14 protein-coding genes and 1 pseudogene are annotated in these 21,991 nt (G+C 66.7%); 8 read left to right on the forward strand and 7 right to left on the reverse strand.

Going from position 1 to position 21,991, the window contains the following annotated elements; genetic code table 11:
- Positions 1-7 precede the first annotated feature (7 nt).
- Complete coding sequence (gene aceE / locus AC5P7I_RS08065) at positions 8-2,683, reverse strand: pyruvate dehydrogenase (acetyl-transferring), homodimeric type (RefSeq protein WP_262087224.1); 2,676 nt, start codon at positions 2,681-2,683, stop codon at positions 8-10.
- A 320-nt stretch (positions 2,684-3,003) separates the two neighbouring features.
- On the opposite strand from aceE, the gene AC5P7I_RS08070 reads away from it, so the two are divergent.
- The 4 genes from AC5P7I_RS08070 (at position 3,004) to AC5P7I_RS08085 (ending at position 9,219) form a co-directional block, all read left to right on the forward strand.
- Positions 3,004-3,519 carry an RNA polymerase sigma factor gene (locus tag AC5P7I_RS08070; RefSeq protein WP_041863300.1) on the forward strand — a complete coding sequence of 172 codons (516 nt, stop codon included), beginning with the start codon at positions 3,004-3,006 and terminating at the stop codon, positions 3,517-3,519.
- Positions 3,516-4,538, forward strand: coding sequence for a FecR family protein (locus AC5P7I_RS08075; RefSeq protein WP_197605895.1), 1,023 nt, complete (start codon positions 3,516-3,518; stop codon positions 4,536-4,538). The genes AC5P7I_RS08070 and AC5P7I_RS08075 overlap by 4 nt, the downstream gene beginning before the upstream one ends.
- Positions 4,539-4,679: 141 nt before the next feature.
- Positions 4,680-7,613: a TonB-dependent receptor gene (locus tag AC5P7I_RS08080; RefSeq protein ID WP_262087232.1), complete on the forward strand. Its 2,934-nt coding sequence runs from the start codon at positions 4,680-4,682 to the stop codon at positions 7,611-7,613.
- Positions 7,614-7,623: 10 nt separating this feature from the next.
- On the forward strand, positions 7,624-9,219 hold the full coding sequence (locus AC5P7I_RS08085) for an alkaline phosphatase D family protein (RefSeq protein ID WP_262087235.1): 1,596 nt from the start codon (positions 7,624-7,626) through the stop codon (positions 9,217-9,219).
- A gap of 108 nt (positions 9,220-9,327) precedes the next feature.
- Here AC5P7I_RS08085 and AC5P7I_RS08090 read toward each other — a convergent pair whose 3' ends face one another.
- From AC5P7I_RS08090 to AC5P7I_RS08105, 4 genes are all read right to left on the reverse strand, one after another.
- The gene (locus AC5P7I_RS08090; RefSeq protein WP_069117229.1) at positions 9,328-11,436 is read right to left on the reverse strand and encodes a phosphocholine-specific phospholipase C; all 2,109 of its coding nucleotides are present in this window, start codon (positions 11,434-11,436) and stop codon (positions 9,328-9,330) included.
- Between the two features lie 8 nt (positions 11,437-11,444).
- On the reverse strand, positions 11,445-13,823 hold the full coding sequence (locus AC5P7I_RS08095) for a TonB-dependent receptor domain-containing protein (protein ID WP_262087237.1): 2,379 nt from the start codon (positions 13,821-13,823) through the stop codon (positions 11,445-11,447).
- A 115-nt stretch (positions 13,824-13,938) separates the two neighbouring features.
- Complete coding sequence (locus AC5P7I_RS08100) at positions 13,939-14,865, reverse strand: c-type cytochrome (RefSeq protein WP_014646731.1); 927 nt, start codon at positions 14,863-14,865, stop codon at positions 13,939-13,941.
- Positions 14,862-16,208: a c-type cytochrome gene (locus tag AC5P7I_RS08105; RefSeq protein WP_262087239.1), complete on the reverse strand. Its 1,347-nt coding sequence runs from the start codon at positions 16,206-16,208 to the stop codon at positions 14,862-14,864. The genes AC5P7I_RS08100 and AC5P7I_RS08105 overlap by 4 nt, the downstream gene beginning before the upstream one ends.
- 184 nt (positions 16,209-16,392) lie before the next feature.
- On the opposite strand from AC5P7I_RS08105, the gene AC5P7I_RS08110 reads away from it, so the two are divergent.
- Entirely contained in the window at positions 16,393-17,511 is a 1,119-nt protein-coding gene (locus tag AC5P7I_RS08110) for an alpha/beta fold hydrolase (protein WP_014646733.1), read from the forward strand.
- An 81-nt stretch (positions 17,512-17,592) separates the two neighbouring features.
- Here the strand turns inward: AC5P7I_RS08110 and AC5P7I_RS08115 are convergent, their stop codons facing one another.
- Positions 17,593-18,732: an MFS transporter gene (locus AC5P7I_RS08115; protein ID WP_032957729.1), complete on the reverse strand. Its 1,140-nt coding sequence runs from the start codon at positions 18,730-18,732 to the stop codon at positions 17,593-17,595.
- Between the two features lie 184 nt (positions 18,733-18,916).
- On the opposite strand from AC5P7I_RS08115, the gene AC5P7I_RS08120 reads away from it, so the two are divergent.
- Together AC5P7I_RS08120 and AC5P7I_RS08125 are read left to right on the forward strand one after the other, a co-directional pair.
- Positions 18,917-19,612, forward strand: coding sequence for an alpha/beta hydrolase (locus AC5P7I_RS08120; protein ID WP_014646735.1), 696 nt, complete (start codon positions 18,917-18,919; stop codon positions 19,610-19,612).
- A gap of 24 nt (positions 19,613-19,636) precedes the next feature.
- Positions 19,637-19,879 (forward strand): annotated as a pseudogene (locus tag AC5P7I_RS08125) (TonB-dependent receptor domain-containing protein); the annotation flags it as partial.
- Positions 19,880-19,994: 115 nt separating this feature from the next.
- Here the strand turns inward: AC5P7I_RS08125 and AC5P7I_RS08130 are convergent.
- Positions 19,995-20,696, reverse strand: a complete 702-nt coding sequence (locus AC5P7I_RS08130; protein WP_014646736.1) for a pirin family protein — start codon at positions 20,694-20,696, stop codon at positions 19,995-19,997.
- A gap of 140 nt (positions 20,697-20,836) precedes the next feature.
- Between AC5P7I_RS08130 and AC5P7I_RS08135 the strand changes: the two genes are divergently transcribed.
- Entirely contained in the window at positions 20,837-21,757 is a 921-nt protein-coding gene (locus tag AC5P7I_RS08135) for a LysR family transcriptional regulator (RefSeq protein WP_046429929.1), read from the forward strand.
- Positions 21,758-21,991: the final 234 nt, after the last annotated feature.

A 21,991-nucleotide genomic window follows, 5' to 3' on the forward strand; every position in this document is an offset into this window, starting at 1 on the left:
AACGGCCTTACACGGCGGCGGCCGGATCGCGCTTGCCGGTGTCGATGCCGTACTTGTCGATCGCGTCCTGCATCCGCGAGCGTTCGATGCGGCCTTCGTCGGCCAGCGACTTCAGGGCCGCCAGTACGATGAAGTGGCGATCCACTTCGAAGAACGTGCGCAGCGATTCACGCGTGTCGGAGCGGCCGAAGCCATCGGTGCCCAATGCGGTGAAGCGGCGGTCGTTGATGAAGGGACGGATCTGGTCGCCGACGATCTTCATGTAGTCGGTGGCCACCACCACCGGGCCTTCATGACCCTGCAGGCACTGCTGCACGTAGGGCACGCGCGGTTCTTCGGCCGGATGCAGCAGGTTCCAGCGCTCGGCGGACAGCCCGTCGCGGCGCAGTTCGGTCAGGCTGGTCGCGCTCCACACATCGCTGGCGATGCCGAAGTCCTGCTGCAGCAGGTCTGCCGCGGCTTCCACTTCGCGCAGGATCGAGCCGCTGCCCATCAGCTGCACGCGTGGCTGCAAGGCGTTGTCGGCGGCTGCCGGATGCAGCAGGTACAGGCCCTTCAGAATGCCGGCTTCGGTGCCTTCGGGCAGTGCCGGCTGCGGGTAGTTCTCGTTGAGTACGGTGATGTAGTAGTAGATGTCTTCCTGGTCGACATACATGCGTCGCAGGCCGTCGTGGATGATCACCGCCAGTTCGTAGTTGTAGGTCGGGTCGTAGGACACGCAGCTCGGAATCACCGACGACAGCACGTGGCTGTGGCCGTCATCGTGCTGCAGGCCTTCGCCCATCAGCGTCGTGCGGCCCGACGTCGCACCGAGCAGGAAGCCGCGGGTACGCGCGTCGGCAGCGGCCCAGGCCAGGTCACCGACGCGCTGCAGGCCGAACATCGAATAGAAGATGTAGAACGGAATCGTGGCCAGGCCGTGGTTGCTGTAGGCGGTGCCGGCGGCGATCCATGAACAGATCGCACCGGATTCGTTGATGCCTTCCTGCAGGATCTGACCGTCCTTGGCTTCCTTGTAATAGCTCAGCTGGCCGGCATCCTGCGGGGTGTACAGCTGGCCCAGATAGGAGTGGATGCCGATCTGGCGGAACAGGCCATCCATGCCGAAGGTGCGCGATTCATCGGGCACGATCGGAATCACCAGCTTGCCCAGATCCGGGTCCTTCAGCAGGCTGGTGAGGATGCGCACGAAGCCCATGGTGGTGGACTGGCCGCGATCGCCACTGCCCTGCAGCTGGGTGTTGAAGATCGACAGCGGCGGCAGCGGCAGCGGATCCACCTTGGCCAGGCGCGCCGGCAGCTGCCCACCCTGGATGCGGCGGCGTTCGGCGAAGTAGGCGGCCTCGGCGCTGCCCGGTTCCGGGCGCAGATAGGGCATCTCCTCCAGCTGCTCGTCGCTGACCGGCAGGTTGAAGCGGTCGCGGAAGGCGCGTACTGCATCGGCGCTCATCTTCTTCAGCTGGTGGTTGATGTTCTGGCCTTCGCCGGCTTCGCCCATGCCGAAACCCTTGACCGTCTTGGCCAGGATCACCGTCGGCCGGCCGCGGGTGTTCACCGCCTGCTGGTAGGCGGCGTACACCTTCTGCGGATCGTGGCCACCACGTGCCAGCGCCCAGATGTCGTCGTCGCTCATGTGCGCGACCAGCTCCAGCAGCTCGGGGTAACGGCCGAAGAAATGCTCGCGCACGTAAGCACCGCTCCGCGACTTGAAGGTCTGGTAGTCGCCATCCACGCATTCCATCATGCGCTGGCGCAGCAGGCCGCTGTGGTCGCGGGCCAGCAGGTCGTCCCAGCCACTGCCCCAGATCAGCTTGATCACGTTCCAGCCGGCCGCGCGGAACGTGCCTTCCAGTTCCTGGATGACCTTGGCGTTGCCGCGCACCGGACCGTCCAGGCGCTGCAGGTTGCAGTTGACCACGAATACGATGTTGTCCAGCCGCTCGCGGCCGGCCAGCGAAATCGCCGCCAGCGATTCGGGCTGGTCCATCTCGCCGTCGCCGAGGAAGGCCCAGACCTTGCGGTCCTGGTGCTGCTTCAGGCCGCGGTACTCGAGGTAACGCATGTAGCGCGCCTGGTAGGCGGCGGTCAGCGGGCCCAACCCCATCGACACGGTGGGGAACTGCCAGAACTCCGGCATCAGGCGCGGGTGTGGATACGAAGACAGGCCGTCACGACCGGCTTCGCGGCGGAAGTTGTCCATCCGTGCCGGATCGATGCGCCCTTCCACGTACGCACGGCCATAGATGCCCGGCGCGGAATGGCCCTGGATGTAGATCATGTCGCCGTCGAAGGTGTCGGTACGGCCACGGAAGAAGTGGTCGAAGCCCACGTCGTACAGCACCGCCGCCGACTGGTAGGTGGCGATGTGGCCGCCGACGTTGGAGTGCTTGCCGGCGCGCAGCACCATCACCATCGCATTCCAGCGGATCATCGCGTTCAGGCGGCGCTCGATGGCCAGGTCGCCCGGGTAGGCCGGCTGGCGCTCCGGCGGGATGGTGTTGACGTAGGCGGTCCACGCGCGCGCATGCAGGTCGCCGTGCCGCTGCGCATCCAGCTCGCTGAGCTGGTCGATCAGGTAATGCGCGCGTGGCCGGCCACCGGCCTGCATCACCGCCTCCAGCGATTCACGCCACTCCCGCGTTTCCAGCGGGTCGGTATCGAAGGGGGTCAGGGCTTGGTTCATGACTGTCTCCAGAGGGCGCCGACTCTGCCTGGGCGACAACACCGGCAGGGCGCACAGCACTGGAGCGGGGTCGCAATGGCGGAGCCGTGACGCGAAGGGCGACCGTGGCGGCCACCGGGGAGGCAAGCGTAGGCCTGGCCCCGCGGCTTCGATAGGCGGGCCCGGCTTGGGTCTCTGGCAAGCAAGGGTTGGCACGGTGCGCCATATCATGGGCGAATGTGCCGGGCGGAGAGTGCCTGGCATGGCCGCCTGCTGCAACGCCACTGTCATCGATGGTCGTCACCCTGCGGGGCTTTCCAGCCTCGGGGTGTTGGCCGGCCGTGAACAGCGTGAGGATCTGGGAGAAGAGCTACGCGCTGCGCCGACGGCTGCTGCGTGGCTTCTTCCTGCGTCGCGGTTCTGCCAGCGAAGACGCCGAGGACCTGGCGCAGGAGGTGTACCTGCGGCTGCTGCGGGCCACCGGCGAGAATGCCGCAGCGATCGAGAACCCGGAGGCCTACCTGTTCACGGTCGCGGCCAACCTGGCACGCGAGCACGCGCGCGCGCGTTTGTCGCTGCCGCCGCTGGAAGACGTGGATCAGCTGGCCGAAGTGCTGAAAAGCGAAGAAGACATCGAGGGCGAGTTCGAGCGCGCGCAGCGCTGGAACGATATCCGCAGCACCATCGCACGTCTGCCGGCGACCACGCGACGGGTGATGGAGCTGCATTACCGCGACGGGCTGGACTGCCCGGCAGTCAGCCAGCAGTTGCAGGTGTCGGTGCACATGGTGCGCAAGCACATCGGCAAGGGTCTGGAGGCCTGCAGGAAGGCGCTGGGCGCCAGGGAGCACGCATGAACCGGAACGCATCGCCCATGGCCGACGACACGCTCGCCTGCGAGGCAATGGACTGGTTCCTGCGCAATCGCGAGGGAGTGCTGGACGAGGCCGAGCGGGTTGCGTTCCTGGACTGGATGAAGCGCTCGCCCGAGCACGTGCGCGCCTATATGCACGCCCTCGCGCTGCACCGGCAGGTCGGCGAGGCACTGCAATCGCCGTTGCCGGAAGAGGCGCCGGCGCCGCCACGGCAGGCGGCCGCCAAAGTGGTGCCTCTGTTCGATAGTGCCCCCGCCGCGCCGCACGCCGCGCCGCTGCGCCGCCGCACGCGCGGGTGGGTGATGGCTGCCGCAGCCTGCATCGCCCTGCTCGGCGTGGGCCTGGTCCCGCAGCTGATGCCCACCGAACAGCTGTACAGCGCCGACCACGGTGAACTGCGTGACCTGGTGCTGCCTGACCGGACACAGGTGCGGCTCAACGCGGACAGCCGCCTGCGGGTACGCATGGGCTGGTTCAGTCGCAAGGCGGAACTGCTGCAGGGCGAGGCGACGTTCGACATCGCACGCGACCGCCGCCCGTTCCAGGTGCAGGTGAACGGCCTGGAGATCCGGGACATCGGCACAGTCTTCGACGTGTCGCGACGGCTGCAGAGCACGCGCATCGGTGTGGTTTCCGGCGAGGTCGAGGTCTGGAGCCAGGGCGCGGGTGCCCGCCGCCTGGCCCAGTTGGGGCAGGGCCGGGTGGTGCAGGTCGACGCGCGCAGCCATGCGGTGGAGTCCTTGGACATGCCACTGTCGATGCTGCTGGACTGGCAGCAGCGCAAAGTGTCCTTCCTTGACGAACGCTTGGACGAAGTGGCTGCTGCCTTCAACCGGCACAACCAGGTGCAGGTGCGCGTGCTGGACGAGGGCGCGGCATCGGCACGGTTGTCCGGCAGCCTCGATGCGCATCGCATCGGTGCGCTGCAGGCCTTCCTCGAACGTGACCCGCGCTTCGTGGTGAGCCGCGAGGGCGACACAGTGCGGGTTGGCAGCCGCTGAGGCCGAGGTGGCCGTGGACTGTCAGAAAAAATTCATTGAATCCGCGTTCTCCACTTTGGTGGATGCGGGCTCTTACTTGGGAGAAGCCGCTGCCGATCCGCGCAGCGGCGCCTGCTGCCTTCTCTCTTCCAAGGACCCGTGATGCGCAACACGCTCTACCTGTCGATCATCCTCGCCCTGTCTCCCGGCAGCATGCCATTGGCCTTCGCCGCCGCCGCCGATGGCCTGGAGGCGCGTGTGTCCACGCCGATCGCGGCACAGCCGCTGGCGCGTGCACTGGAGCAGTTGTCACGCAGTTCCGGGGTGCAGTTCCTGTACTCGGCCGATGGCGATGCCCGCATGGCCGGTGCGGTGCCGCGCGGTGCCACCGTCAGGCAGGCGCTGGATGCACTGCTGGCCGGTACCGGCCTGGGCTACACCGTGGTGGATGGCAATGTCATCGCCATCGATCCGGCACCGGTACGCAACGCGCCGAACCCCGGCGCACCGAAGCCGCGCGAGGCCGAGGCGGTGGTGGCGCCGACCCTGGACACGGTGAAGGTGATTGCCGCGCACGAGGTGATCGACCAGAAGAAGACCTCACCGGTGATCAAGGATTCGGTGGTCTACGACGAAATGGACAGCTACGGCGACGAGACCCTGGCCGAGAGCCTGATGGCCGCTCCAGGCCTGAGTGCGGTGGAGGATGCCGGCGAGCCACGTTACGTGACGGTGCGCGGCGTACAGGCCAATCTCAACTACACCACCATCGACGGCATCGCGATTGCCAGCGTGGGTGGCAGTGGCTCCGGCGAACGCATGAACAACCTGCAGCTGATTCCCAGCGACATCGGCACCCGTACCGACATCTACAAGAGCTTCAGTGCGGAGCAGGCACCGGATGCGATCGGCGGCGTGATCGACATCATCAGCCGCAGTGCCTTCGACCGGTCCGGCAAGTACGTGTTTGCCGACGTGGCAGGTATCTATTCCACGGCCGAGACCAACGTCGAGCGCAGCGCTGGCGGCAACCACGAAACCCTGGGCCACTTCGGCAAGAGCGCCAAGATGGTGTTCTCCAACCAGTTCGGCGCCGGGCAGGAGTTCGGCATCGTTGCGGTGGCACGCTATGAGCAGCGTTCGCGCAACAGCGTCAAGCGCTGGGTGGAGTCGAACTACTACTACAACGACGCCGGCAAGTACCTCACCGACGGCACCACCGGGCCGGATGAGGCCAAGGGTTGGAACGGGCTGCGTGCGCCCGGCAATTTCAGCACCGGCACCTACACCAACTTCATCACCAACTTCGGCGGCTCGGCCAAGCTGGAATGGAAGCCGTCGGACGATCCGTTCTACGCATCGCTGCTGCTGTACTCGTACCGGTTCTACGAGAACTCGACGATGAACAAGACCGATCTGTACGGCAACGCCAAGTTTCCGATCCGCAACCAGACCGAGGACAGCGGCACCACCCAGATCAACAGCATCTACATCAAGAACCGCCACGACCGCTGGGACCGCAGCAACCGTGGCGCCATCGCCAGCTTCAACTGGGACATCGGCGACCGTTCGCGGCTGAGCCTGCGTGGCGGCCATACCGAAGAGACTTTCCACAACAACCAGGTCTACTGGGGTGTGCGCGCCTACCCAAGCAGCCTGTTCGTCGACTACGAGAACGACAGCCACGGTTTCCCCAACGCGGTGGCGGTGTCCGATTCCAGCCTGTTGACCAGCTCGGCGTTCAAGCTCAATCCGGCGCAGGCCTATGTCTCCCCGCGCGATGCCAAGGAGAGCATCGACAACCTGCGCGCCGACTTCAGCTACAACATCGACGCCGATGCGCGTGGCTTCGGCCTGGCCACCGGCGCCGAATACCGCCACCTGAAGATCTGGCAGGACATCGACTTCGACTACTTCAAGAGCAGCGCCACGCTCAACGATTACCTGTATCCGGGATCGACGCTGCTGGGCAGCGTGCCGGGCTTCCCGCTGATCGACAACCGCAAGTGGAACGAGGAACTGCTACCGAAACTGGGCAACAACAATGCGGCGTATCCGAATGCCAACTTCACCAGTGACTACAAGTACGTGGAGGACATCACCAATGCGTACGTGTCCGCGCACTACGCCTGGGACCGGCTGCTGCTGATCGGTGGCCTGCGCCATGACCACACCCGCTTCGATGCCTACAGCCCGTTCAGTAATGATGGCGGCACCACCTATACCTCCGCCTTCCGCAACACGAGCGGTGGCTACAACAACCTGTTGCCCTCGTTGAATGCGACGTTCAAGCTGAGCGAGGACCAGCGCCTGCGCTTCTCCGCCAGCCGCACGCTGGGCCGGCCGACGCCGAGCAACATTGCCCAGGCCACCAGCACCAGCTGTGGCGATGACGAGGAGGGCAGGGGCTTCTGCACCATCAAGCAGGGCAATGCGAACCTGCAGCCGCGCCGTTCCACCAACATCGACCTTGCATGGGACCTGTACTTCAACGGCAACAACGGCCTGGTCTCGGTGGCGTTGTTCGACAAGGTAGTCAAGGACGACATCTACACCCTGACCACCTTCGAGAACGTGGGCGATACCCGTTACCGGGTGACCCAACCGATGAACACCGATGAGTCCAGGCTGCGCGGCGTCGAGTTCGCGGTGGCCAACCGCAACCTGCAATGGGGCCGCCAGCGCTTCGACATGTACTTCAACGCCACGCGGATGGAAGGCAGGACCAACTACCGCATCACCGATGGCACCGAGCGACGCCTGGACCGGCTGCTGTACCAGCCGGACTGGTCGCTCAATGGTTCGGTGATCTGGCGCATGCCGTGGAAGAACTCGCAACTGCGCCTGTCCGGAACCTACCGCAGCCGGATGCTGGTCGACTTCGGCGACACCCAGTGGCTGGATTCGTACTACGACCCGTACATGACCTTCAACATGGCCTTCAGCCACAAGGTCAGCAGGCACGTGACGCTGAAGTACGAAGCCAAGAACCTGTTCAACACCCAGCCGACCTACAGCACCGGCCCGAACGGGCGCTTCCGTACCGAGATCGACGACTACGGCCGCTTCTTCTACTTCCACATCATCTACAACTGAGGGCACAGCCGTGGAGACGATCAATCGCAGGCGATTCCTGGTCCTGGCCGGCCTGTCCGCTGCCGGCGCCTGGATGGGCACGGCACGCGCGCTGGCCGCGCAGGCCGATGCCACCACGCTGAACCCGCGCAACCTGCTGGCCAAGCCGCGCTTTGCCAGCACGCCCTTCACCCTGGGCGTTGCCTCGGGTGATCCCACGGCCGACGGCATGGTGCTGTGGACGCGGCTGGCGACCGAGCCGCTGGTGTTCGGCGGTGGCATGCCGACCCGGCCGATGGTGGTCGAATGGCAGCTGGCAGCGGACGAAGGCATGCGCAAGGTGGTACGCCAGGGTTCGGCGCTCGCGCATCCCGAACTCGGGCACGCGGTGCACGTGGAACTGGAAGGATTGGCGCCCGGACGGCCCTACTGGTACCGCTTTACCGTGGGTGGCCACGCCAGTGCAGTCGGTTGTACCCGCACGCTGCCGGCAGCCGCGGCAGCGGTGGATTGCGTGCGCTTTGTGGTGGCCGGCTGCCAGCACTACGAAGAAGGCCACTACACCGCGTGGCGGCGCATCGCCGAGGAGCCGCTGGATTTCGTCTTCCACTACGGTGATTACATCTACGAAGGTGAAAGCCAGCCTGGCCTGCGGAAGATGAACGGCCAGCCGTTCACCAACCTGCGCAACCACGTCGGCCCGCAGACCTACACGCTGGATGATTACCGCCGCCGCTACGCCCAGTACAAGAGCGATGCCGACCTGCAGGCCGCGCATGCGTCGGCACCGTGGTTCGTCACTTTCGATGACCATGAAGTGGACAACAACTGGGCCGGCGCCGAAGACCAGGACGATACGCCCAGCGAAGTGTTCCTGCTGCGGCGCGCACAGGCGTTCCAGGCCTACTACGAGAACATGCCGCTGCGCCGTTCGGCATTCCCGCGCGATGGCCACATGCAGCTGTACCGGCGCGCACGCTACGGAACGCTGATGGACCTGCACCTGCTCGACACACGCCAGTACCGCAGCAAGCAGGTGAACATGGCGCTGCGTGAGGACGTGGAATCGCCGGAGCGCAGCATCGTCGGTGCGAAGCAGGAGCGCTGGCTGTTCGATGGCCTGGCCGATGCCGCACCGCGTTGGCACACCATCGCCCACCAGGTAGCGCTGGGCAACTACATGCGCGAGAAGGACGGCGTGGTGCAGTCGTCCGATGACCAATGGTCGGGTTACCTGGACAGCCGCCGGCGCCTGCTCGACCACATCCAGAAGGTCGGCTTCGGCAACGTGGTGACCGCCTGTGGCGACGCGCACCGGCATTACGCCAGCGACCTGGTGCAGGACCATCGTGATTCGGGCGTGGTCTCCAGCGAGTTCCTTGCCACTTCGATCACTTCGGGGGCCGATGGCCAGGGCATGGACGCTTACGCCCGCAACCAGCTTGCGCACAGCCCCAATCTGAAGGCGACCACCGACAAGCGTGGCTATGTGCTGTGCGATGTCACCCCTGATGCGTGGATCGGCGACATGAAGACGCTGGATACGGTGATGCGGCCGAACGGTACCGTGCAGAGCTGGAAGCGCTACGCGGTGGAGCACGGCCGGCCGGGGCTGCAGGAGGCCTGAGTCTACCGGTCTGCGCTGTAGAGCCGAGCCCACGCTCGGCTGCTTCTTTCGGGGCAATGCGACCGGGGCGAAAGCTGCCGAGCATGGGCTCGGCACTACAGGGATTCTTCAATCGTGCTCGAACCGCAGCGGTTCGGTGCCCATCGCTGGGTCACTGGTGCCGGGGCGACCATCCTCGGCGCGGCCGGCCAAACGCAGCACACTCCCACCCGCGCTGATGCGCAGGTCATACCAGCCGGCGGTAGGCGTTGCATCCCACGCCAATGAAGTCTGCGCATGTGCGGGCAGCGCCAATGTCTGTTCGGGCATGTGTCCTGCATAGGCGCCGCCATGCACGCGCACCTGCTGTGCACTGTCACCCAGATTGCGCAGGTGCAGCCGCAGCTGGCCATCCGCGCGATCAATTGAAGCCTGCACGGCAGGAGCCTTGGCCGCACCCTGGAAGTGGCGGTGGAAGCCGTTCGGACCGAGCAGCCACAGGTCATAGCGGCCCTGGGCGTCCAGCGGCCAACGCTCGCGCAGCGGCATGCCCGGCAGCAGCGTGTAACGGCGCGGCACCGCCTCCAGCCGCAGCCGATCGTAGACATGCAGCACTGCCGCTGCGCCCTCGCAGGACAACGCCAGGTCAACGCCCGCGACGTCGACCGCAGCAATCGATGCCTGCGGTCGATAGGGAAGGGCACGCGCCGGGCGTACACCGCTTTCCTGTTTCGCTGGCTTCAGCCCCTCTGGCAGCGCGGGCACGGTGCGCCCCGGCAAAGCAGCGGCGCGTGCGGCCACCGCGCTCACGTCGGGCAGGCCGCGGACGAACGGGCGGGTATCGCGCTGGGCAAAGTCGAACGCAGTGCTGAGGTCGCCGCAGACCGCGCGGCGCCACGGCGAGATGTCCGGCGCGGACACACCAAAGCGGCGTTCGATCAGTCGAATGACCGAGGTGTGGTCGTACACCTGCGAATCGACCCAGCCACCGCGGCTCCAGGGCGAGATCACGTACAGCGGCACGCGCGGGCCCAGTCCATACGGGCGGCCGCGCAGTTCGGCGAAGTCGTACTTCTCATCTCCCGGTGCCGGATGGCGGTGGTACTCGCCTTCAGTGCTGACCGAGGACGCACCCGCCCAGCCACCGTCCACCGGCGAAGGCGGTGCCGGTGGTGGCATGTGGTCGAAGAAACCGTCGTTCTCGTCGAACATCAGCAGCAGGGCGGTGCGGCTCCACACCTGCGGATCGGCGGTCAGTGCATCCAGCACGCGTGCGGTATAGGCCGCGCCCTGGGCCGGGCTGGAGGGGCCGGGATGCTCGCTGCCGGCCGCGTCGGCGATGATGAAGCTGACCTGCGGCAGGCGTCCGTCGATGACGTCCTGGCGCAGCTGCGCCAGGCCACGCGTGCTGACCCCGCGTGCGCGCAGCTGCGGGTCATGCCCCGGCGCAGCGCGGTAGGCCTGGCGGAACGCCTCGAAGCCGGCCAGCGGGTTGTCGGTGAAGTTGTCGGCCATGTCCTGGTAGATCTGCCAGGATACCCCCGCCTTCTGCAGGCGTTCGACATAGCTGGCCCAGCGGTACGACGCAGGATGCCCGCCGTGCTCAGGGAAGTTGTCGTGCGAGTTGGCGATCACCGGGCCGCCGGCGCGGGCGGCAGCATCGTTGTGGCCGGTCCACAGGAACACCCGGTTCGGGTTGGTTCCGGCCTGCATCGCGCAGTGGTAGGCGTCGCAGATGGTGAAGGCATCGGCCAGGGCGAACTGGAAGGGCAGGTCGCTGCGCTGGAAGTAGCCCATCGAGTGGTTCTGCTTGGCTTTCGGCCATTGCCCCATGCGTCCGTGGTCCCAGGCCCGCTGTGCATCCGGCCAGGTGTGCGGCGTGCCTTCCACGCGCATGTAGCCGAAGTGCGCGGCGGTATCCAGCGGGAACGGCGCAATCGCGCGCTTGCCGCTGGCATCGGGCTGCAGCCACAGGCTGCGCGCGCGGGCGCCGGCCTGCAGTGCCTGCGCCGGAGCGACGAAGCGATCGCCGAAACCCCGCACACCCGGCAGCGTGCCGAAGTAGTGGTCGAACGAACGGTTCTCCTGCATGAACACCACGATGTGCTGCAGGTCTTCCAGGCTGCGGGTTTGCGCGGCGGGGGCGATCGCGGCGGCCCGGGCGATGCTGGGCAGCAGCGGGGAAAGGCCGGCGGCAACGCCGGCCTGCAACAACCGGCGTCGGCCGATATCGGTCACGGGCTCACTCACAGGTCCACACGGAAGGAGATGCCGACGGTGCGCGGAGCGCCGATGAAGGCGTTGTCGCGGCCGTCCACCCCCGCAAGATACCGCTTGTCGGTGAGGTTGCTCACCACCAGGTTGGCACCCATGCCCTTCAGGCGCGGCGACAGGCCCTGCAGGTCGAAGCCGATGTTCGCATTGAACACGGTGGCCGAGGGCAGCTTGTTGACGTTGGCGGCGTCGAGGTAGCGGGTGCCCAGGTAACGGCCGGACAGGCCGAAGTTCCAGTTCTCGCCCTGCCAGTCCGCCGAGAGTACGAGGGTCTGTTCGGGTTGGCCGATCACCTTGGCGCCGTCGACGATGCCCAGCTGGGTATCACGCGCGGCATCGCCACTGCCCAGGTACTTGGAGCGGTTGTAGGTATAGGCGGCGTTGAGGCGCCAGCCGTTGTCCCAGCCATAGCCGAACGCCGCTTCCAGGCCGTTGCTTTCCACGCCGCCGAAGTTCTCGTAGACGCCGTCGGTCTCGCCCAGGTAGTCGATGCCGCTGACGAAGCCGGCCGGCAGGTAGACGATGCGGTTGTCGAACTTGATGTTGTACAGCGTGACCGAGGCGGTCAGGGGCCAGCGGCTGATGCGCATGCCCATTTCAATGTTGTCGGCGGTCTCCGGCTCGACGTTGCGGAAGCGCTGCGGGTCGGTCTCGCCGAGCACGCCGGAGGGGATGGCGGCGAAGTTCTGCGAGAAGCCCGCGAACAGCTCCATGCCTTCCACGCCGGGCGCCCAGGTGAAGCCGGTGGACAGCAGCGGATCGGACCTGGAGTCGGATGTGACGTGCTCGCTGGCACCGATCACGCGGCGGCGCGACTGGTCCACGAAGAACTGCTTCACGCCGAGGCGCGCGCTGAACGGGCCGAAGCGGGCCACGTCCTCGACGTAGTACATCTGTTCGTCGACCTTGTACTTGTCCTCGAACTGTACCCAGTACGGCTGGTGGTCGAAGGCGATGTCCTGGCCGACGTTGAGCAGGCGATGCCAGTCGCGGCGTGCCGAACGGTCCAGCTTCTCCACCCACAGGCCGCCGCGGATCGTGTTGTCGACTGCGCCGAAAGTCTGGCGCCATTCGACGTCGGCGGTAACGCCCATGCGGTCGTTGTCGTAGTGGGTGTGGCGATACGACTGCGCGCCCAGCACGTTGCCGGCGTAGCAGTTCGGATCGTACTCGGCGGTGAAGCCCAGGCGCGGGCTGCAGCTGGCCAGGCGCTGCGCGGCACTGCCATCGGGATTGACGAAGAAAATCTGGCCACGGTTGCTGCCGCCGTACACGGTCTTGCCACCGAGGTATTCCGACTCCGGGCGACCGGCTCCGTCATCGCTGACCTGCGCCAGATACGGTGGCAGCCAGTCGCCGCGGCCTTGCATGCGGTGCCCGTAGGCGGCCACCGAGGCCTTGAAGCCGTTGCCACCGTCGAAGGCCGCGCGCAGGTAGCCGAAGGTGTTCTCGCGCAGCGCACGCGAGCCGGAACGGTAGTTCTGGTCCAGGTAGGGAATGCCGGTGAGGGTACCGACCAGGTTGTCGCGATCCGGATTGGTCGCGAAGCCCTTCGGTGAGACGCTGGTGTACTCCGGCTCGTCCGCATCGTTGTAGGACAGGTAGCCGGTCAGGGTCCAGCGATCCAGTTCGGTGATGAACTTGCCGGCGATGTGGTCATTGCTGGTCTTGCCGCTGCCATCGATCCAGTCATGCACGCGCGCCGACGAGGCACTGACCCAGGCGCGGGTGTGGCCGCCGAGCAGGCCGGTGTCGTAGCGCACGTAGTACTTGCGTGCCTCGTTGTCACCGGCGCCGACCACGAAGCGCAAGCGGCTGTCCTGCAGCGGACCGCTGGTGAGGAAGTTGAGGGTGCCGCCCAGGGCCTCGTTCGAGCGCGAGGAGATATCGGCGGTGCCCTGGCTGACTTCCACCGTTTCCAGGTCGAGGGTGTCGATGTAGCGGTTGGCCAGCGAGCCGCCGCCGTAACCCGAGCCACCATTGGGCAGGCCGTCGATGGTGGTGCCGATCTGCTGGGTATCACGGTTGGTGACGAAGCCACGCATGCTGATCTGCGTGCCCCACACCGACGAGCCGGTGGTATCGGCCTCGCTGACCACCACGCCGGGCACTTCGTTGAGCGCGTCGTTGACGCTGCTCATCACGGTCTGCCGGTTCAGCGTTTCCGCACGCACGGAAGTCTTGGCATAGCTGGTGGCCTGGCCGATCACCTGCACCTGGTCGAGGGTGCGGGCCTCACTGCTGCGCGCTTCAGCGGCATCGCCCTGCGGTGCTTCGGCCAGGGCGTCCAGTGCGGGAGCGATCAGCAGGGCAAGCAGCGAGACACGGGGAAAGCGCGCAGACGTTCGCATCGAGACCGGACCTTCAGAGCAGGGAAGCCCCGGAGTGTCGGCAGCGCCAATGACATCGGCATGACGTGGCGATGCAGGAATCGTGTTGTGCGACGGCCGGCACCCGCCGCCTGCTTCAGTACCGTGCGTCCTTGGGCTTCGGGTCACGCGGCCAGTCCTTGCCCTTGTTGGCGAAGTCCGGCCGCGGCTGGTTGATGAAATAGCCGGCGATGTCCACCGCATCCTGGTCCGGCATCACCTGCTGCCCCAGCGGCGGTGCGCGGGTCACTGCCGGTGGCATGTTGTGCTTGATGAAACCGGCCGCCTTGTACAGGCGCGCCATGCCGGCACCGATGTTGAAGCTGTGGTCGCCCCACAGCGGCGGGAAGGCGATGTCGCCGCTGGCATCGCGTCGGCCTTCGCCGTTGTCGCCATGGCAGGCGGCGCACTGCACGGCATACAGCGCCTGGCCGCGGACCGGGTCCGGAGTCAGCGTGCTGTCGATGGGGCCCTCACTGGGCGCGGCCACTTTTGCACCCTCTGGCACCGGGCTGCTCAGCCACGCCATGTAGTCGAGCATCGCGCGCATCTGCGGTGCGTCCTTCGGCAGCGGCTTGCCGTTCATCGAGCGCTGCAGGCAGCCATTGATGCGCTCGGTCAGCCCGATCACCTTGCCCGGGCGCGGCATGTAACGCGGATAGGCACCGCCGCCGGTATTGAAGTAGTGGTTGCCGAACGGTCGCTTGCCCTCGGCCATGTGGCACGAATTGCAGTTCAGATCGTTGCCGACGTTGTCAGGAAGCAGGCGCGCGGTCTCGTTGAGGATGCGCCGGCCGAGCATCACCGATTCGGCATTGCCGAGTCCGGCGATCTCCTCGGCACTGGGCGCGTGGTAGTGGGCGACCACCTTGCCCTGTGCGTCGAGGATATCGATCGTACTGGCTACGGCGGCATCCAGGCCCGGGTGCAGGTGACGATAGGCGAGGGTGCCCGCACCGGCCAGCAGCACCACGGTGATCGCACTACCGAGCAGCAGGCGGGAACGTTTGCGCGAACGCTTCATCGTGCGGCCTCCTGCGGAACGAAGTGCACCGGCTTGTCACGCACCACCCGGCGCATGCGTGCCACCTCGACCTCGCTCACCGCGCTGGCCTGGTTGCCCCAGCTGCTGCGGATGAAGGTCAGGATCTGTGCCAGCTGCGCGTTCGGCAGCTGCTCGAAGCCGGGCATGGTGAAGGCCATGCGGTCGTGCGGGGTATGCGGCGTGCGACCCCCGATCAGGGTCACCTGCACCAGCGAACTGGGGTCGTCGGCGAACACGATCGAGTTGCCGGCCAGGGCCGGATAGACGCGTGGCATGCCGCGCCCGTCGGCACGGTGGCAGGCCTGGCAGTGCTCGGCATAGGCCAGCGAACCGGCCACGCGATAGTCGCCACTACGCAGCGCGGCGGTGGTGGTGTCGGTACCAGGCGACCACTGCGCACTGCGTCCCTCACGCGCCGGCAGCTGCTTCAGGTAGCGCGCCATGGCCAGCAGGTCAGCGTCGGACAGGTACTGCGTGCTGTGCTCGACCACGTCGGCCATGCCACCGAAGGCTGCCGATCGATCGGTGCGCCCGGTGCGCAGGAAGTCGACGATCTCGCCCTCGCTCCAGCTGGCCAGGCCGGTCGATTCATTGCGCAGGTTCTTCGCATACCAGCCTTCCAGCACCGAGCCGGATAGGAACTGGCGGCTGCCATCGTCGGCCATCGCCTTCTCCTGGAACGCCGGCCCACGTGGTGTATGACAGGCGCCGCAGTGGGCCAGGCCCTCAACCAGCTCAGCGCCACGCTGCTGGCCCACATCCAGCGACGGATCCGGGTTGAAGCTGCGCGGGCGCGCGAACAGCAGCTGCCACCATGCCAAAGGCCAGCGCATGTTGGCCGGCCATGGAATCGTGCTGTCGGCGTTGCTTTGCTTCACCGGCTTCACCGAGCCCATGAAATAGGCATACAGCGCCTTGATCTCGGCATCGCTGGCGATCACGTACGAGGCATACGGCATCGCCGGATACAGCGGCTGGCCGTCGTGGCGGATGCCGCGGCGGACCGCGCGTTCGAAATCGGCGTAGTCGTAGGCACCAATGCCGGAGTCCGGATCGGGGGTGATGTTGGTCGAATAGATCGTGCCCATCGGCGTCTGCATGCCCAGGCCACCGGCGAACGGCTTGCCGCCCGGCGCGGTGTGGCAGGCCGCGCAGTCGGCGGCACGTGACAGGTAGCGCCCCTGCGCGATCAGCGCCGGATCGTGGATGTCGACCTGCGCGGTCTGTCGCGGTGCGAACCAGTAGGGCGTGCTGCGGGCGATGCCGTAGGCGGCGGCCACCGTGGCGGCCAGGGCAATGGCGAGCTTGAACGAGATGCGCATGGCGGCACTGTGGGCACTCCCGGGCGCGCGTTCATTGATCCGGATCAATGACTGAACGGATACAGCTTTTACACCAAACTGAATCGTTCCTGCGTTGTCATCAAGCCGTCATCCGTGCGCGATAGATGGCCGGTCTATTGGGCGTTACCGTCCCAATCTGTCTGATTCACCCCTATGACGTGATATGAAGCGCCTGCTGCTGTTGTTGCTGGCGTGCGCCGGCCTGTGGCTGGCCGCATGCTCATCCTCGATCAACGCCTCGTCCACCTCACTCGCCGATCAGCTGATCGCGCCGGGCGGCGTGTCGACCCTGCTCGATCGTCCGCGCATCGCCGCGGCCATCGCCGAACTGCCCAACCGCCATGGCTTCGCGGCGGGCCGCGATGGCGTGCCGATCTTCTGGCGCGTATTCGATCCGGGCGACTACGGCGCGCGTTACCGCTACCTGCCGCAGCGCCACGAGAACGGCCTGCCGCTAGATACCGGCCTGAGCCTGGCCGTGCCGCAGCCGTTCCGCGCGCAGGCGCCGCGCGGCACCGTGGTGCTGCTGCATGGGTGGATGATGAACGGTGATTCGATGCTGCCATGGTCGCTGCAGCTGGCTGAATCCGGCTACCGCGTGGTCACGCTCGACCTGCGCAACCATGGCCAGTCCGGCACCGGCCCGTCCGGCTATGGCACCTATGAGTCGGATGACGTGGTCGATGTGATCGGCGAGCTGCGCGCGCGCGGCGAAGTGACCGGGCCGCTGTACCTGTTCGGTGTATCCTATGGTGCGGCCACGGCGGTGTTCACCGCCGACAAGCTGGGTGACCAGGTCGAAGGCGTGGTGGCGATGGAATCGTTCGCCAATGCCGGCGTGGCGATCCGCACCATGATCCCGCACCTGATGGGGCTCCAGCCGGAAGGCCTGAAGGCGCAGGCGGTGGCGTCGTACGCGCGCTGGCGCTACGGCGGCCAGGACATCAACCAGGTGATCGCCGCCGCCAGCCGCCGCATCGACGTCGATCTGGACCGCGTGGACGTCGCGCGTGCGTTGGCCGATACCCGCGCCTGCGTGCTGTTGCTGCACGGGCAGGGCGACCAGCACATTCCGGTCAGCCAGGGCCGCGAACTGGCCCAGGCCAATCCGCGCGCGCACTACATCGAAATGCGCGGCGAGGACCACATCACCCTGCCGCTGCGGCTGGACCTGCTGGCGGGCGTGGTCGATGACTGGATGGCGCGCGACGAGCACCATCCGCAGAGCGCGTGCCCGGCACCGCAGCTGCCGGCCCAGGCTGAGTGGCTGGCGCGCAGCTGAGAAAAGGGGACGGAGGGGATTAAGTCGTTTCCAGGCCAGGTGTGCGGGAAACGACTTAATCCCCTCCGTCCCCTTTTTCTGTCAGGCCACGCGTCGTGCCAGTGCGCGGGCAGACGCCGCGACGCCGAGCAGCAGCGCGGCCACGCACAGGAAGGCGAAACCGAGGCTGGTGGCATGCGCCAGTGCGCCGATCGCTGCCGGACCGGCGAGGATGCCGGCGTAACCCAGTGTGGTCACCGCGGTGATGGCGATGCTCTCCGGCATCACCCGCTGCTGGCCCGCCATCGAGAACAGCGCCGGCACGATGTTGGCGCAGCCCAGCCCGACCAGTACGTAGCCGGCCAACGCCACCGGGAACGAGGGCACCAGCGTGGCCAGGGTGAAGCCCGCCGCAGCGGTGATGCCGCCGATGACCAGCGTGCGGGTCCGGCCGAGGCGCTCGACGATGCCGTCGCCGAACAGGCGCATCGCGGTCATCGCCAGGGTGAACAACGCAAAGCCGGCCCCGGCCTGGTCGCGCGGTACCTGCCGCACTTCCGCCAGGAACACCGCACTCCAGTCCAGCATTGAGCCCTCGGCAAGGAACACCACGAAGGCCAGCACGCCGATGAACAGGACCACGCCGTGCGGCAGCGCCAATAGCGGGCCTTCGTGCAGGATCCGTTGCGGACGCCAGTGCGGTGCCGACAGCACGGCAACCAGCAGCAGCGCGGCCACCGAAAGCAGCGCGGCCAGCCACAGCGGCGTGCCGAGGATCAGCAGCCCGGTCATGCAGCCGGCGCCGACGAATCCACCGATGCTGTAGAAGGCGTGGAAGCCGGACATCATCGCGCGTCCGGCGTCGCGCTCGACCGCCACGGCCTGCATGTTCATCGCGCAATCCAATGCACCGACGCCGGCGCCGAACACGAACAGCGCTGCGCCCAGCGCCACGGGCGAGGGTGCCAGCACCAGCAAGGGCAGGGCGCCCAGCATCATCGCGCAGGTGATCACCATCACCCGACGGCATCCCAGTCGCCCGGTCAGCGCACCTGCCAGTGGCATCGCCAGCAACGAACCCAGCCCGAGGCACAGCAGCACGGCGCCGAGACTGGCGTCGGACAGCCCGGCCTTGGCCTTTGCGTAGGGCACCATCGGCGCCCACGCGGCGGTGGCGAAGCCGGGAATGAAGAAGGCGGCACGGGTGGCGTGCTGCTGGGCACGTGGGGATGAAGGCGTCATGCGCGATGCGAAGCTCCGGGAGAGCTCCATGAAATCGTTATCAGGCCAGGTCGGCAAGTGCCATGCACGACATCAAACGACGCATACGATTGCAGTGACCCGATTGCGTCACCAGCGATTAACGCCACGCACGGACAGTGGCTGCACAGTCGGCATCCCGCCGGCCGCTGCCGGAGACCTGTACATGAGCACGACACCGACCATCCTCCTTGTCCATGGATTCTGGGGCGGGGCCGCACATTGGGCCAAGGTGATCCTGGAACTGCATCGCAACGGCCACGACCGCGTGCAGGCGGTGGAACTGCCGCTTACCTCGCTGGCCGACGACGCAGGACGCACCCGGAAAATGATCCGGCAGATCGACGGGCCGGTGCTGCTGGTCGGCCACTCCTACGGCGGCGCGGTGATCAGCCAGGCCGGTAGCGAGCCCAACGTGAAGGGCCTGGTCTACATCGCTGCCTTCGCGCCTGATGCCGGCGAGAGCCCCGGTGGCATCACCCAGCAGCACCTGCCGGAGGCAGCGCCGAACCTGGCACCCGACAGCGATGGCTACCTGTGGCTGCGTGCGGACAGGTTCCATGAGAGCTTCTGCCAGGACCTGAGCGCCGACGAGGGCCGGGTGATGGCGGTGACCCAGAAGGCGCCGTTGGCGAGCACCTTCGGTGATGCGGTCAGCGATCCGGCCTGGAAGCACAAGCCGAGCTGGTACCAGCTGTCCCGCCAGGACCGCATGATCGCGCCGGACAACCAGAAGGCCATGGCCACGCGCATCCAGCCCAAGCGATTGCTGGAGCTGGATGCCAGCCATGCCTCGCTGGCCTCGCAGCCGAAGGAAGTGACCGCGCTGATCCTGGAGGCCTGCGCCGCCATCGGCGGCTGAGCCCGCGCGGCGCGTCGCACCGCACGACAGGATTCCACCTTCGGCGAGATCACCAACCCGGCCACGCAGGCCAAGGTGGTACATCGCACCCAACCGTATTGGTTGCTGGATGCGATGGCGCGTTATGAATTCAGTGATCGCCTGTCGGCCACGCTCAACGTCAACAACCTGCTGGACAAGCGCTACTACACGATCTTCAGCTGGTACAGCACCTACACCTGGGGTGAGCCGCGCAATGTGCGGCTGGCGATGACGTACAGGTTCTGACGCGGGTCCTGTAGAGCCGAGCCCGCGCTCGGCTGGCTGTCACACCGCAGCCGAGCGTGGGCTCGGCTCTACGGAAATGCGCCCGCGATGCTTTGCGGCATCGCGGGCGTTGTGGTTACAGCGGCAGGTCGAACACCAGCACTTCGGCGTCGTTGCCGTTTTCCAGGGTCAGCTGCGCTTCGTCGCTGACCTGCAGTGCATCACCGGCTTCCAGGGTGATGCCATTGACCTGCAGCTGGCCTCGGGCAACCTGCACATAGGCACCACGGCCATTGCCGAGCGCGTGGTGCAGCTTCTGGCCGCCATCGAGGATGGTGGCGAAGATGCGGGCATCCTGGTGGATGCGCAGCGAACCGTCGGCACCGTCCGGCGAAGCGATCAGGCGCAGCTGGCCGCGCTTGGTCTCCGGGGCGAAGTGGGTCTCCTCGTAGGACGGCGTGATGTTCTCGCGGTCCGGGAAGATCCAGATCTGCAGGAAGTGCACGGTCTCGTCGGCCGAGTGGTTGAATTCGCTGTGGCTGACACCACTGCCGGCACTCATGCGCTGCACGTCGCCGTAGCGCAGCACCGAGCCGGTGCCCATCGAGTCCTTGTGCTCCAGCGCGCCGCCCAGCACATAGGAAACGATCTCCATGTTGCTGTGGCTATGGGTGCCGAAGCCCTGGCCGCCGATCACCTTGTCTTCGTTGATCACCCGCAGCGGGCCGAAGCTGACGTAGCGGGGGTCGTAGTAGTTGGCGAAGGAGAAGGTATGGCGCGAGGACAGCCAGCCATGCTCGGCCAGGCCACGGGTAGCGCTCTTGCGGATCTGCAGCATGATGGAATCTCCTTGTTCGATGGTTTCGATGGGGCGGGGTGAGGCGGTAGTTGCCGTGTTTCCCCGTTGGAGAGAAGTATCTGCTTGCGCCCGGGGTTTGAAAAACGGATAGTTTTGACGGCCATCATCGAAAAATTCGAATGCTCAAGCTCAGCCTCGATGCCCTGCAGATCCTGGATGCCATCGACCGCCGCGGCTCCTTTGCTGGCGCCGGCAAGGCCCTGCACAAGGTGCCCTCGACCATTTCCTACACCGTGGCCAAGCTGGAGGAGGACCTCGGCGTTCAGCTGTTCGACCGGGTCGGCCCGCGTGCCGAACCGACCGAGGCCGGACGCGCCCTGCTGGACGAGGGTCGGCATCTCCTGCGTGCGGCCCGCGAGCTGGAGCTGCGGGTGCGCCGGGTGGCGTCGGGCTGGGAGACCGAACTGACCCTGGCGGTGGACTCGGTGTTCCCGACCTGGCTGCTGGGCCCGGACATCGCCGCGTTTCGTGAGGCGGAGGCGCCGACCCGGCTGCGGCTGATCGGCGAGGCCTTGTCCGGCACCTGGGAGGCCCTGCTGGACCGCCGCGCCGACCTGCTGGTCGGGGCGCCGGGCGAGGGGCCCAGTGGCGGTGGTTACGTGGTCGAGCCGCTGGGCACGGTGGAGTTCGTGTTCGCGGTCGCACCGGATCATCCGTTGGCCAAGGTGCCGGGCGTGCTCGGTCGCGAGCAGCTGGTCGAGCACTGCGCGATCGCCGTTTCTGATTCGGCGCGGCGGTTGCTGCCGCGCACGGTGGGCCTGTTGATGGGGCAGGAGATGCTGACCGTGCCTGACATGGCCAGCAAACTGAAGCTGCAATGCGAAGGTGTGGGCTTCGGCTTCCTGCCCGAGCCGTGCGCGCGCGCTGCAGTGGCGCGTGGCCAACTGGTGATCCGCGAGGTGGAGGAACACAAGCCGGAGGAAACGTTCTGGCTGGCCTGGCGCACCGGCGAGGACGGCGCGGCACTGCGGTGGTGGCGCGAGCGCCTGCGCAGGCCGGAGCTGCTGTCGCAGTGGTGGCAGGCAATGGCCAAGGGGTAGGGGTTTGGCAGGGCTGCGCCCTGCACCCGCCGAGGCCAAAGCAACAGCAACAGCAACAGCGTGCATTCCGTGAGGTGGCGGGTTGGGTCCGGCTGCGGGAGACGCCGTAAACCCCCAGGCCGGCCCAGCCGCTGGCGGCTGTGCGTTCGGGCGCTTGCGAAGCAGTGCTTCGCAAGCAAAGCGCCCTCACCCATGGGGGCTTGGCCGCGGCATCCATGCCGCGGACACTCCCGC

The sequence above is a fragment of the Stenotrophomonas sp. YJH_SMC_138 genome (assembly GCF_059369855.1).